Raw genomic sequence first — 13,342 nt, 5'->3', positions numbered from 1 at the left:
ATGCCCCGAGCGGGAACTGTCGATGTCCGACGCGAACGGGCGGCCTTGCGCGATCATGCATCGCCGGCCGCCCTCGACGCTGTATCTGACGGGGGATAACGTTAGGGGCGCGGCGCGCGCCTGTCACGGGGCACCGTGTCGCGTTTGCGGATGGCCGCCATGCGGCGGCGCTTCTTGCACGAGGATGCACCGGAGCTTTTTCACCAGAACCACTGCGTCATCCCGGACAAGCCGCGTAAGCGGCGCCGATCCGGGATCCATTCCGGAACATTCATTGGCCGCGTTCCGGAATGGATCCCGGGTCTTCGCTTCGCTGCGCCCGGGATGACGGGGGTGGTTCAGACGGATCGGTTCCTACAGCCGCGCCTTGACGCTGCGCGGCGTCGCCAGCAGCAGGCTGGTCTCGCTGTTGGTGACGCCGGGGATCAGGCGGATGCGTCTGAGAACCTGATCGAAAGCGATCAGGTCGGAGGTGCCGAGCTCGACCACGAGGTCCCAGTTGCCGTTGGTGGTGTGGATGCTGGAGACCTCGCTGAAGCCGCTCAGCGCGGCGATGACCGAATCCGCAGCCTGCCCGGCGATCTCGATCATGGTGATGCCGCGCACCGGCAGATCGATCGCATCCGAGCGCAGGATCACCGTGAAGCCGATGATCTCGCCCGACTGTTCCAGCTTCTCCAGCCGCGAGCGCACCGTCGCCCGCGTCAGTCCGAGATCGGCCGCGAGGTCCGAGATGCTGCGGCGTCCATCGTGACGAAGCAGGGTGATGAGCTTGTGATCGATATCGTCCATCGTCCGAAGTGGATAATGGATCTATTCATTTCGATCAATCTTGGCGTCGATCAGGTCAATCTGGCTTCTATCGCCTGCCGGTGAAGCCGGGCACTATAGGGCTCTCGCGAGAGCAACAGGGGATCCTATGGTTCAGCAACTGAATGTCGTGCCTTTCGTCAGCGTCGACCACATGATGAAATTGGTCCATGCGATCGGCATCGAGCGGATGCTGTCCGACATCGCAGGCTATATCGAGGATGATTTCCGGCGCTGGGAGATTTTCGACAAGACACCGCGCATCGCCTCCCACAGCCTCGAAGGCGTGATCGAGCTGATGCCGACCAGCGACGGCAAGCTCTACGGCTTCAAATACGTCAACGGCCACCCCAAGAACATGAAGGCCGGCCTGCAGACGGTCACCGCCTTCGGACTGCTCTCGGACGTCGCGACCGGCTATCCCGTCCTGCTCTCGGAGATGACTTTCCTGACGGCGCTGCGCACGGCGGCGATGTCGGCGGTGGCGGCGAAGCACCTCGCGCCGAAGCATGCCGCGACCATGGCGCTCATCGGCAACGGCGCCCAGTCCGAGTTCCAGGCATTCGCCTTCCGCGCGCTGCTCGGCATCGAGAACCTCCGGCTATATGACGTCGATCCCGCCGCAACCGAGAAATGCGCCCGTAACCTCGCGCGCCACGGCTTCAGGATCACGCGCTGCGCCACCGCGATGGAAGCGGTCGAGGGCGCCGAGATCGTCACCACTGTCACCGCCGACAAGCAGTACGCGACGATCCTGACCGACAACATGGTCGGCGCCGGCGTCCACATCAACGCGGTCGGTGGCGACTGCCCCGGCAAGACCGAGATCCACCGCGACGTGCTGCTGCGCTCCTCGATCTTCGTCGAGTATCCGCCGCAGACCCGCATCGAAGGCGATATCCAGCAGCTCGACCCCGACCACCCGGTCGAGGAACTCTGGAAGGTCATCGCCGGCACGGCGACGGGCCGCACCGATTCCAGTCAGATCACGCTGTTCGACTCGGTCGGCTTCGCGATCGAGGACTTCTCGGCGCTGCGCTATGTCCATGAGCGCATCCGCGAGGCCGGCACCTATGTCGATCTCGACCTGATCGCGGATCCCGACGATCCGCGCGATCTCTTCGGCATGCTGATGCGAGCAGCGCCGAGCGCCGTCGCGGCGGCCTGAGACGCGGACCCCTTCGTCACCTGCGAAGCCCTCATCCTGAGGAGCCATTCCGATGGAATGGCGTCTCGAAGGATGCCTCAGGAAATGCGCGAGTCTCCCGAGCCCACCGGAGCATCCTTCGAGACGCCGCTTTGCGGCTCCTCAGGATGAGGGCTCGATTGAGATGAGGCTCAAGCCGCGTCGCGGTCCCAGCGCGGGAAGGGGTCTTCCAATCCCAGCAGCGCCTGCGTCAGCCCGGTGGTCACGCTGCCGGTGAGGCAGGCGTCGAGTTCCGCGCGGATCGCAGCTTCGTCCATCTCCGGCCCGCCGATGAACACCATCTCCTGACGTCGGTCGCCCCATGTCGGTGACCAGTGCTTGCGCATCAGCGACTGGAACTCCTCCGAGCCCGGCCAGCGCTCCCTGGGCACTGCCGCCCACCAGCGCCCCATGCCTTCGGTGCGGGTGACGCGTCCGGCCAGCGAATATTCGCCGACCCAGTGCGGCCGGGTCGCCAACCAGAAATGGCCCTTGGCCCGGACGACCCCGGTCAGGTGCTTGCCCATGAAGCCGTGCAGCTTCAGCGGATGGAAAGGGCGCCGCGCCCGGTAGACGAAGGAGCGGATGCCGTATTCCTCGGTCTCCGGCACATGGTCGCGGAAGCCATAGAGCTCCTTGTGCCAGAGCGGATGTTCTTGCGCCTTCTCCTCACTGTAGAGCTTGGTATCGAGCACCTCATCGAGCGGCACGCGGCCGAAATCGGCCTCGACGATGCGCGCATCGGCATTGAGCCCGCGCACCACCTGCCTGACCTTCTCCAGTTCCTGCGGCGCGACTTCGCCCGCCTTGTTGATCACCACGACGTCGGCGAACTCGATCTGCTCGACGAGCAGGTCGACCAGTCTGCGCTCGTCGCCTTCGCCCGCCGTCTCGCCGCGATCGCCGAGGAAGTCGCGGCTGTCGTAGTCCCTCAGCAGGTTGAGCGCGTCGACCACCGTCGCCATCGTGTCGAGCCGGGCGACATCGTCGAGCGAGCGGTCCTCCTCGTCGCGGAAGGAGAAGGTCGCGGCGATCGGCAGGGGCTCGGCGATGCCGGTGCCCTCGATCAGCAGGTAGTCGAACTTCCGTGCCTCGGCGAGGCGGCGCACCTCGCTCAGCAAATCGTCGCGCAGCGTGCAGCAGATGCAGCCATTGCTCATCTCGACCAGGCTCTCCTCGGTCTTGGAGAGATTGGCGCCGCCTTCGCGCACGAGATCGGCGTCGATGTTCACCTCGCTCATGTCGTTGACGATGACGGCGACGCGCCGGCCTTCGCGGTTGTTCAGGATGTGGTTGAGCAGCGTGGTCTTGCCGGCGCCGAGGAAGCCGGAGAGGACCGTGACCGGCAGGCGCCGGTCGACGAGAAGCGGGGATGGAGGCATCGGAAAAAGTCCGGTTCGCTGAAGGATAATTTGTTACATTATAACATATCATCAATGTCAACCGCCTGATGTGGCCGAGACCGAGCCGTCATCAGCAGGGGTTCAGGGCGTGCGGGTCTCTGCCAGCGCCAGAAACGCCGCCGCCGCCTTGGCGAGGTAGCGTTCCTTGTGGCGCAGCGCGAGGAAACGGCGCTTGGGCAGCGGTAGCGCGACCGTGACGAGGCGTCCGGCCGCGATAGCATTGGCGGCGACGAGCCGCGAGATCGCGGTCGTGCCGGCGCCGGCGGCGACTGCGGCGCAGATCGCTTCGTTCGACGGCAGTTCGAGCGCGACGGCCAGATCGGAGGGCGCAAGCCCGAGCCCCGGCAGCGCCGCCTCGAACATGGCCCGCGTCCCCGAGCCCGGCTCGCGCAGCACCCAGGCGCCCTGCTTCAACTCGGCGGAGGACGGAGGCCTCTGCGCCCAGGGATGGCCGGCCGGCGCGACGATGACGAGTTCGTCTTCTGCGACGGCGGTCATGGCGAGGGCGGGGTCGTCGATCTCACCCTCGATGAAGCCGAGATCGGCGTCGCCGTTCTGGATGGCGGCGCTTACCGTCTCGGTGTTGCCGATGGCGAGCGTGACGGCGATGCCGGGGTGGTCGCGGCGAAAGCGCTGGATCAGCGGCGGCAGCCAGTAATTCGCCACCGTCTGGCTCGCCATCAGCACGAGCGAGCCGCGGGCAAGCCCCGAGAGATCGGAGAGCACGGCTTCCGCCGCCGCGGCGCGCGCCAGCACGGCGCGGGCCTCGGTCAGGAAGAGCCGGCCGGCCTCGGTCAGCGCGATGCGCCGGCCGATCCTGTCGAACAGTTTGGTGGCGTAGCGAGCCTCCAGCGTCGCGATCGCCGAACTCACCGCCGATTGGGTGAGATTGAGGGCACGTGCGCCCTGCGTCAGATGTTCCCGCTCCGCGACGGCGACGAAGATGCGGAGTTGTTCGAGCGTCATGCCCTGAGCTTACAGCCCGATCGTAAAAACTCAGCCCTCGGCATGCGCTTCCGCCAGGAAGGAGAGATAGGCCGGGTTATCGCTCTCGCTCCAATAGGGATAGCCGAGCGCATCGAGCCTCTTGGTCAGCTGGCTGCGCTGGGCCTGCGGGATCTGGATGCCGGCGAGGATGCGGCCGTAATCGGCACCATGGTTGCGGTAGTGGAACAGCGAGATGTTCCAGTCCGCCGAGAGGCTGTTGAGGAACTTCAGCAGCGCGCCCGGCCGCTCCGGGAACTGGAAGCGGAAGATCAGCTCGTCGCCGAGGCCCGACGCCTTCCCGCCGACCATGTAGCGGATATGCAGCTTGGCCAGCTCGTTGTCGCTCATGTCGAGAACCGGGTAGCCATGCTCGGCCAGCATCGCGATGATCTGGCGCTTCTCGGCCTCACCCTCGGAGAGCTGCACGCCGACGAAGATGCGCGCGGCCTTGGTGTCGGAATAGCGGTAGTTGAACTCGGTGATGGCGCGTCTGCCGAGCAGCTGGATGAAGGCGCGATAGCTGCCGGGCTTCTCGGGGATGGTCACTGCGAGCAGGGCCTCGCGATGCTCGCCGATCTCGGCCCGCTCGGCGATATGGCGCAGCCGGTCGAAATTCATGTTGGCGCCGCTGTTGATCGCGATCAGCGCGCCGGTCCGCTTGGCCCCGCGCGCCGCATAGGCCTTCAGGCCGGCGAGGCTGACGGCGCCGGACGGCTCGGCGATGGCGCGGGTATCCTCGAAAATGTCCTTCACCGCTGCGCAGATCTCGTCGGTCGAGACGGTGATGACCTCGTCGAGCCATTCGCGGCAGAGCCGGAACGTCTCCTCGCCAGCTTGCCGCACCGCGACACCGTCGGCGAAGAGGCCGACCTGATCGAGCACGATGCGTTTCCCCGCAGCAATCGCGCCGGCCATGGAGGCGGCGTCCTCAGGCTCGACGCCGATCACCTTGATCTCGGGCCGCAGGAATTTCGCGTAGACTGCGACACCGGCCGCAAGCCCGCCGCCGCCGATCGGCACGAAGATCGCCTCGATCGGATCGGAATGCTGGCGCAGGATTTCCATGCCGACCGTGCCCTGGCCGGCGATGACGTCCGGATCGTCATAGGGGTGGACGAAGGTCAGCCCCTTCTCGGCTTCGAGCTTGCGGGCATGGCCATAGGCTTCGTCGAAATTCTCGCCGTGGAGCACGACGCGCCCGCCGAGGCTGCGCACCGCCTGCACCTTGATGTCCGGCGTGGTGCGCGGCATCACGATGGTCGCCTTGATGCCGAGCTTGCGCGCCGCCAGCGCCACGCCCTGCGCGTGATTGCCGGCCGAGGCGCAGATCACGCCGCGCTCGGCCTCGACCGCGGTGAGCCCGGCGATCTTGTTGTAGGCGCCGCGCAGCTTGAACGAGAAGACGGGCTGCAGGTCCTCGCGCTTCAGCAGGGCGCTGCCGCCGAGTCTCGCCGACAGGCGCGGCAGCGGGTCGAGCGGGCTTTCGATCGCGACGTCGTAGACGCGCGCCCCGATGATCTTGCGGATGTACTCTTGCATGTCAGGCCCGTCCTTCCGGGTCGCGATAGCCCGCCATACCGCGATGTCAATCGCAACGGCTGCGCTGGCGCTGGTTCGGAAGGCGCTCCAGCTGTGCGAGCCCTCATCCTGAGGAGCCGCGCACGCGGCGTCTCGAAGGACGCTTCAGATGGTTCCGGAGCCTCCTTGAACATCCTTCGAGACGCGCCCGCGGCGCTCCTCAGGATGAAGGCTGCCCGTCTTTGGCGCGGTTATGTCGGCCATGCGCGATGCGGGATTGCCAGCGCTTCCCCCAGCGGTCAAAGCCTTGTGCGAAACAAGGCGCCGCGAAGCGACGGCGCTGCAGAGGCGGAGACGACGGATGAGCTGGGGCAATCGCGATTTCATGGTGCCGGGCCGGCCGGTGGCGGTGGGTGACCGCGGCATGGCTGCGACCTCGCATCCGGCTTCGACGCTGGCCGCGGTCGAGATCCTGCGGGCCGGTGGCAACGCCATCGATGCCGCCATCGCTGCCGTCGCCGTGCAGGCCGTGGTCGATCCGCACATGACCGGCATCGGCGGCGACTGCTTCGCGATCTATGCCCCGGCCAATGGCAAGATGGTCGCCATCAACGGTTCGGGCCGTTCGGCCGCCAAGGCCGAGCTCGGCTGGTTCCTCAGCCAGGGCATGACGGCGATCGCGGCGGATTCGCCCCATGCCGTCACGGTGCCCGGCGCGATCGACACCTGGTGCCGCCTCGTCGCCGACCATGGCAGCAAGAGCCTGGATGAGATCTTCGCCCCGGCGATCCGCGCCGCCGAGGAAGGCTTCGTGGTGACGCCGCGCGTCGCGCTCGACTGGGCCAAGGCCCGCGGCCGCATCGAGAAGCACGGCCTCGGCAACGCCGTCTATCTGCCGGGCGGCAATCCCCCGGCGGTCGGCGACAAGATGGTCCATCCCGCGCTCGGCAAGACGCTGCGCCGCATCGCGCGCGAGGGCCGCTCGGCCTTCTACGAGGGCGAGGCCGCCGAGGACATGGTCGCGGTGCTCAAGGCCGCCGGCAGCCTGATCGAGCTTGAAGACTTCGCCGCCTCGAAGCCGGATTATGTCGATCCGATCGGCGCCGATTACCGCGGCCATCGCCTCTGGGAATGCCCGCCGAATGGCCAGGGCATCGCGGCGCTCTTGATCGCGCGCATCCTCGAAGGCTTCGACATGAAGGACGGGAAGCTGAGCGAGGCCGATCGCATCCATCTCCTCGCCGAGGCCAGCAAGGCCGCCTATCGCCAGCGCGACGCCCTCGTGGCCGATCCCACTGTGAGCCCCTTCGATACGGAAGCCTTCCTGTCAGATCAGTTCGTCGGTCGCATTCGCAAGGAGATCAGCCTGGAGAAGGCGGCGGCGCCCGAAGCCTTCGACATGCCCTTGCACAAGGACACGATCTATCTCTGCGTCGTCGACGGCCAGGGCAATATGGTCTCCTTCATCAACTCGCTGTTCTCCGCCTTCGGCAGCGGCATCTACGCGCCGAAGGCCGGCGTCATGCTGCAGAACCGCGGCTCGGGCTTCCGCCTGATCGAGGGCCATCCCAACGCGATTGCGCCGCGCAAGCGCCCGTTCCACACGATCATTCCGGGCATGCTGGCCAAGGACGGCAAGCCGATCATGCCGTTCGGCGTGATGGGCGGCCAGTATCAGTCGACCGGCCATGTCCATTTCCTCTCCGGCATCCTCGACCGCGGCCTCGATCCGCAGCAGGCCTCGGACGCGCCGCGGAGCTTCGCCTATGACGGCAAGCTCTCGCTGGAGACGACGATCCCGGCCGCTGTCGCCGCCGATCTGAAGGCGCGCGGCCATGATGTGGTCTGGGCCGAGGAGCCGCTCGGCGGCTGCCAGGCGATCTGGGTCGACCATGCGCGCGGCGTCATGTTCGGCGCCTCCGACCACCGCAAGGACGGCTTCGCGCTGGCCGTGTGAAGCCGGTTCCCCGACCGGCTCGTCATTGCGAGCGTAGCGAAGCAATCCAGCATCGTAGAGCTCTACGTCTCCTGGATTGCTTCGTCGCTGTCGCTCCTCGCAATGACGCGAGGGCGGCTGGCGGATCTTGAAGGATGCTCAGGCCGCGCCGATGGCGTTCGACGGGGTCTGCCGGTCGGTGATCTGCTGGCCGAACAGGCTGCCGGCGAGCTCGACGGCGAGGCGGGCCGTCTGGCCGCGATCGTCGAGGAAGGGGTTGAGCTCGACGATGTCCATCGAGCGCACCAGCCCGGAATCGTGCAGCAGCTCCATCACCAGATGCGCCTCGCGATAGGTCGCGCCGCCCGGCACGGTGGTGCCGACGCCCGGCGCCAGCGGCGGGTCGAGGAAATCGACGTCGAAGCTGACATGCAGCACGCCGTTGGCGGCGCGCACCTTCTCGATGACCTGGCGGATCAGCACGCCGACGCCGTGCTCGTCGATGGCGCGCATGTCGGCGATGTCGATGCCGCGCGCCTTCACTGCAGCCTTCTCGAGCGGGTCGATCGAGCGAATGCCAAACAGGCTGAGCTGCTCCGGGGAGATCGAGGCACGCGGCTCCGAGCCGAGCAGGTCGTCGAGGCCGCCCTCGCCGCAGAGGAAGGCCGAGGACATGCCGTGCATGTTCCCGGAGGGCGAGATCGCCGGCATGTTGAAATCGGCATGGGCGTCGAGCCAGAGCACGAAGAGCTTGCGGCCCTGCTCCTGCCAGTGGCGGGCGACGCCGTTGACCGAGCCCATCGACAGGCTGTGGTCGCCGCCGAGGAAGATCGGCGTGTCGCCGGTGCGGGCGAGCTCGTAGGCGCGGGCGCTCAGCGCGCGCATCCAGGCGGCGATCTCGCTGTAGAAGCGGGCATTGTCGGGCGCCGGGCCGTCGACCGGCTTCAGGTCACGCGCGAGGATGTCGCCATGGTCCGCAACGGCGTAGCCGAGATCTTCGAGCACCCGCACCAGGCCGGCGGTGCGCAGGCCGGCCGGCCCCATGAGCGCGCCGCGGCGCGAGGCGCCGACCTCGATCGGGCAGCCCAGCAGGGCGATGCGACCCTGTACGGCCGGGTTCTTGGCGGAAATGTCGGTCATGAGAGCAGGCTGTCCGTGTCTGCGAAGGGGCGTTCGTCGCCGATGCGCCGTCCATGGCGCATCGGCTTCCGCCTGTCGAGTGCCGCGCTCGCGTGACCGTTCTGTGTCAGGTCGGCTTCCCGAACTGCGGAAGCCGCTTCCCTTGAAGGCCCGATGCCGACTTAGCCGAGCCCGAGCACGCCGCGCAGCTTGGAAAGGTCTTCCGCCAGCGTGGTGATCATCGCGGCGAGCGCCTTGCGGTCGGCCTCGCTCAGCTTGTCATAGGTCTCGAAGCCGCCATCGCCGAGCTTGTACTTCGCCAGCGTCTTGTCGACGGTCTCGAAGTTCGCGTCGATCTTGGCCGCGAGCGCCTTGTCCTCCTTCGCGACCAGCGGCCGCAGCAGGTCGACGATCTTCTTGGCGCCGTCGACATTGGCCTGGAAGTCCCAGAGGTCGGTGTGGCTGTAGCGGTCTTCCTCGCCGGAGATCTTGGTGGCCGCAACCTCCTCGATCAGCACGGCAGCACCGCCGACCATCTTGTCCGGCGGAACCGTCAGACCCTTGATACGGCCCTGCAACTCGGTGACGTCGGCAAGCAGCTTGTCAGCGAAGGGTGCGAGCCCTTCCGTGCTGTTCTTGGCGAAGAGCCCGTATTCGATGCGGTGGAAGCCGGTGAACTCCGGGTCCTCCTCCTTCTTCTCATGGTCGTCGGCGCGCGAGTCGATCTTGCCGTCGAGGTCGCTGAACAGCTCCGCGACCGGCTCGATCCTCTCGTAGGAAACGCGGGTCGGCGCATAGAGCGCCCTGGCCTTGGCGAGATCGCCGGCCTTGACCGCATCGGTGAAGGCCTTGGTGTCCTTCACCAGCTGGTCGACGCCCTGCGAGACGTAGAGCTTGTATTCGGAGACCGGCGCCACGAGGTCGAGCGGTGAGACGGCGAAGGCCGGCCCGGCCGTCACGGTGGCGAACAGGCCGGCCCCGGCCAGCCATGCGAAGCGCAAGCTCATATCAGTCTCCTGTCTTGCGGGGTGAAGTGTTGCTGAATGGGCTATTGGCCGCGGCGGGTGCGATGCCGCGCGCCGCCTTGATCAGCCCGGCGCCGAGATAGCTCCCGGCATCGGGCACGCCGGGCAGGGCGAAGAAATAGCCGCCGCCGACGGGCTTGATGTATTCCTCCAGCGGCTCGCCATCGAGGCGCTTCTGCACGGCGATGAAGCTGCGCTCGAGGTCCTGCTGGAAGCAGATGAAGAGCAGCCCCATGTCGAGCTGTCCGGCGCGGGTGACGCCGTTGGAATAGTTGAACGGCCGGCGCAGCATGCGGCTGCCTTCCGTCTCCGGCCGGCGCGGATTGGCGAGCCGGATATGGGCGTCGAGCCTGGTGCGCTTGCCCTCGGGATCGTCGGCATAGACCGGCTCGTCATATTCGCGCCGGCCGCCGATCGGCGCGCCGCTCGCCTTCTCGCGGCCCATGATCGCCTCCTGCTCGCCGAGCGGCGTGCGGTCCCAGCGTTCCACGAAGTTCCGGATGATCCGGACCACCTGATAGCTGCCATTGGCGGCCCATTCCGGCTCTTCCGAACCGGTCTGGACCCAGACGAGGTTGTCCATCAGCGTCTTGTCCGCGGCGTCGGGGTTCGCGGTGCCGTCGCGGAAGCCGAGCAGATTGCGGGCGCTTTCCGCTGGCTCGCTCGGCTTGGGCTTGAGCACCGGGACCGTGCCCTCCTGCTTCCAGCGCAGCAGGATGAGGTCCGGCGCGTTCTTCAGGATGTCGCGCAGTGCGTGGATGCTGGTGTCGGCCGTGTTGGCGCAGAACTGCAGCAGCAGGTCGCCGTGGCAGAGCGCGCCGTCGAGCGCGTCGTTGCGGAAGCGCTTCATCCGCTGCAGGCGCTTCGGCTTGAGCGGGCCGAGGCCGAAGCGCTCGTCGAAGAGCGAGGCGCCGAGCGCGACGGTGATAGTCAGGTTGTCGGGCGCGATGACGGGGCCGAGGATGCCGCTGTCCGGCGGCGGGAAGCCTGGATCGGCCGTTGGAGCCGGCCCGCCCTGCATCAGGAAGGTGATGCGCTCGCTGAGCAGCCGGAAGAGCCGTTCGAGCTCGTCGAGCGAAGTGGCGGTGACGTCGAAGGCCGCAACGAGGCCGGTCGCCGGGCGCGGCGTGACGATGCCGGATTGGTGAATGCCGTGGAAGGGCTGGCGTTGGGTGGTCGCGTCGCTCTCAGGTGCGGCTGCGGGGTTCCGTGCCGGCTCGCCTGCCGCCTGTGCCAGCGAGGCGCTGCCGAGAGCCGCTGCGCCGCCGATCAGGAGCGATCGCCGCGAGGCTGTGAAGGTCTTGCCCGGTCGGGTCATGATCTGCGCTCCGCTTCAGGCAGGGCGAGCGCCTTGCGCATGGCCGAGAGGTCTTCGGCCAGTGAGCGGAGCGTGCCGCCTGGCTTGGCGTCGTTCGGCAGGGCTACGAGAACGGCCTTGGTCCGCGCGGCCAGATCGGGGTCGATGCGCGCCGTCAGCGGCAGGAGGAGTTGCGCGATATGGCTCGCTGCCGCGACAGCCTCGGGTGAGACCGTCTCTCCGTCCGGGGAGGAGAGAAGCGCGATGGCGCCCGCCAGCATCGTGTCCGGCAGGACGGTGCGCTGGCCGAGCGCCGCACGGAGCTGATCGGCGGTCGGCCTGAGCTCGGCGCGAGGAGCGCTTTCGCTGCCGCCCAGGGCGGCCTCGAGCTTGCCGAACAGGCCTTCGAGTTCGGCATCGCCCGTTACCGCTGGGCGCAGTGCCGGCAGGAGGGTAGCGGCGTCACGGCGGGCCTTGTCCGCGGCCTCAGGATCATGCGCCGCTTGCGCCTGCGCCAAGGCGTCGAGCGCGGCTCCGAACGCAGTCGAGCGCTCGCTGAGGAGGGCGCGGTATTCGGCGGCCGGGCCGACCATATCCATCAGTGTCAGCGCGGGGCGCGGCTGGTTTGTCGAGGCCTGCACGATCAGCCGGCCGCGCGGCGCGCTCAGCAATCCGCAGGTGATGGCGTATTCGCCGGGATGGAGCTGCGTCGTCAGCCGCCGCGACTGGCCCGGCGCGATGTTCTCGCGCTCCTCCAGCACCATCACGCCGTCGAGGATTTCCCATTCCAGCACGCGCTCGCCGCGATTGGTCACGACGAAGCTCGCCTTGCCGGCGGGAATCGTCAGCGTCGCGGGCTCGCATGTCCGGTCGGTGATCGCGATGGCGATGTCGGTCGCGCTCGCCTCGGCGACGCGCCGGCCGCCGCTGCCCGCCGCATAGATGAAGGCGCCGACCCCGCCGCAAATGAGGAGCAGCGTGCCGGCGCCGGCCAGCCTCAGGCGCGGCGAGTGTCGTGCTTCGGAGCGGGGTGCGACTGCCGCCGTCTGTTCCTGCCGGCCACCAGCCAGGAACAGGGCGAGCATCGGGATCAGGAAGGCGAGATAGGCGATGACCTCGCCGAGCGCCGCCCGCTCCTGATAGCCGAAGAAGCCTGAAAGGATCGCGCCGAGAGCGCCATCGGCCGGAAGGGTCGTGCCGAGGTCGTAGACGGTCTGCTGGAGGTGGTTCCAGAGCCCGGCTTCGTGCAGGGACCGCACGGCATTCGCCACGAGTCCGGCCGCGACGAACAGGATCAGGATGCCGGTCCAGCGGAAGAAGACGCGCAGGTTGAGCTTTACGCCGAGCGCATAGATGGCGTAGCCGGCGGCTGCCGCGAGCAGGATGCCGAGCCCCGCGCCGAGCGCGGGAGCCCAGCCGCCATTCTGCTGGAAGATGGCGAGCAGGAAGAAGACCGACTCCAGCCCCTCGCGCACGACGGCGAGGAAGGCGAGGCCGACCAGCGCAAGCCCCTGATGCCCGCCGGCCAGCGCCGCGTCGACGCCGGCATGCAACTCGCCCTTGATCGAGCGTGCTGCCCTGCGCATCCAGAACACCATCGAGGTCAGCATCGCCGCGGCGATGAGGCCAATGACAGCCTCGAACAGTTCCTGCCCGCGCTGGGGCAGCTCTCCGGCAATGATGTCGAGCGCTGCACCCGCGGCGAGGCTCACGGCGCAGGCGAGTCCGACACCGACCCAGAGCGCCGGAAGCCATTCGCGCCGCCCCGTCCTGACCAGATAACTCGCGACGATGCCGACGATCAGCGCGGCCTCGATCCCTTCGCGGAGCATGATGAGAAACGGTACGATCACGGCGAATCTGACTCGATTGCGCGTCGCGATCAGATAATTGCGGCGCAGTCAGCTCGTGACTAGGCAGCCGCTGCAGAAGGGTCAACCAAATCCTGATAGTTTAGAATTGTCGTAAACTGACGATATCGCGTCGGATACTTGCTGAAAGTGTAGCTATCGTCGGTCTTTTTCTTTCGGGTCGCTCCGGATGCTGCCGGATCGGCCGGGC

At 67.4% G+C, this 13,342-nt stretch carries 10 protein-coding genes and 1 pseudogene; 2 read left to right on the top strand and 9 right to left on the bottom strand.

Translation table 11 applies throughout. From position 1 onward, the window contains the following. Positions 1-354: 354 nt before the first annotated feature. Entirely contained in the window at positions 355-792 is a 438-nt protein-coding gene (locus AB4Z10_RS24920) for an Lrp/AsnC family transcriptional regulator (protein WP_149131182.1), read from the bottom strand. 127 nt (positions 793-919) lie between these two features. On the opposite strand from AB4Z10_RS24920, the gene AB4Z10_RS24915 reads away from it, so the two are divergent. Then, the gene (locus AB4Z10_RS24915) at positions 920-1,978 is read left to right on the top strand and encodes an ornithine cyclodeaminase (RefSeq protein ID WP_441473092.1); all 1,059 of its coding nucleotides are present in this window, start codon (positions 920-922) and stop codon (positions 1,976-1,978) included. A 170-nt stretch (positions 1,979-2,148) separates the two neighbouring features. On the opposite strand, the gene AB4Z10_RS24910 is transcribed toward AB4Z10_RS24915, so the two are convergent. The 3 genes from AB4Z10_RS24910 to ilvA form a co-directional block, all read right to left on the bottom strand. Then, positions 2,149-3,378: a GTP-binding protein gene (locus AB4Z10_RS24910; protein WP_441473091.1), complete on the bottom strand. Its 1,230-nt coding sequence runs from the start codon at positions 3,376-3,378 to the stop codon at positions 2,149-2,151. 102 nt (positions 3,379-3,480) lie between these two features. After that, a complete protein-coding gene (locus AB4Z10_RS24905; RefSeq protein ID WP_441473090.1) occupies positions 3,481-4,365 on the bottom strand; it encodes a LysR family transcriptional regulator in 885 nt (294 codons plus the stop codon). Positions 4,366-4,395: 30 nt separating this feature from the next. Further along, the gene (gene ilvA, locus AB4Z10_RS24900; protein WP_441473130.1) at positions 4,396-5,952 is read right to left on the bottom strand and encodes a threonine ammonia-lyase, biosynthetic; all 1,557 of its coding nucleotides are present in this window, start codon (positions 5,950-5,952) and stop codon (positions 4,396-4,398) included. A 313-nt stretch (positions 5,953-6,265) separates the two neighbouring features. Between ilvA and ggt the strand changes: the two genes are divergently transcribed. Then, complete coding sequence (ggt, locus tag AB4Z10_RS24895; protein WP_441473089.1) at positions 6,266-7,861, top strand: gamma-glutamyltransferase; 1,596 nt, start codon at positions 6,266-6,268, stop codon at positions 7,859-7,861. Positions 7,862-7,999: 138 nt separating this feature from the next. Here the strand turns inward: ggt and rocF are convergent, their stop codons facing one another. The 5 genes and pseudogenes from rocF to efeU form a co-directional block, all read right to left on the bottom strand. Then, positions 8,000-8,980 (bottom strand): arginase, encoded by a 981-nt coding sequence (rocF, locus tag AB4Z10_RS24890; RefSeq protein ID WP_441473088.1) that lies wholly within the window; start codon positions 8,978-8,980, stop codon positions 8,000-8,002. Positions 8,981-9,141: 161 nt separating this feature from the next. Continuing rightward, positions 9,142-9,966, bottom strand: coding sequence for an iron uptake system protein EfeO (gene efeO, locus AB4Z10_RS24885; RefSeq protein WP_441473087.1), 825 nt, complete (start codon positions 9,964-9,966; stop codon positions 9,142-9,144). Position 9,967: 1 nt separating this feature from the next. Continuing rightward, positions 9,968-11,302 carry an iron uptake transporter deferrochelatase/peroxidase subunit gene (efeB, locus tag AB4Z10_RS24880; protein WP_441473086.1) on the bottom strand — a complete coding sequence of 445 codons (1,335 nt, stop codon included), beginning with the start codon at positions 11,300-11,302 and terminating at the stop codon, positions 9,968-9,970. Continuing rightward, a complete protein-coding gene (locus AB4Z10_RS24875) occupies positions 11,299-12,366 on the bottom strand; it encodes a cupredoxin domain-containing protein (RefSeq protein WP_441473129.1) in 1,068 nt (355 codons plus the stop codon). Before AB4Z10_RS24875 ends, efeB begins: the two co-directional genes overlap by 4 nt. Continuing rightward, positions 12,349-13,134, bottom strand: a pseudogene (gene efeU / locus AB4Z10_RS24870) (iron uptake transporter permease EfeU); the annotation flags it as partial. The pseudogene efeU and the gene AB4Z10_RS24875, both read right to left, overlap by 18 nt. Positions 13,135-13,342: the final 208 nt, after the last annotated feature.

Origin of the sequence: Allobosea sp. RAF48, from assembly GCF_052114025.1 — a bacterium.
In the GTDB taxonomy this organism is placed as follows: Bacteria; Pseudomonadota; Alphaproteobacteria; order Rhizobiales; family Beijerinckiaceae; genus Allobosea.
This window is presented reverse-complemented; position numbering and strand designations above follow the sequence as displayed.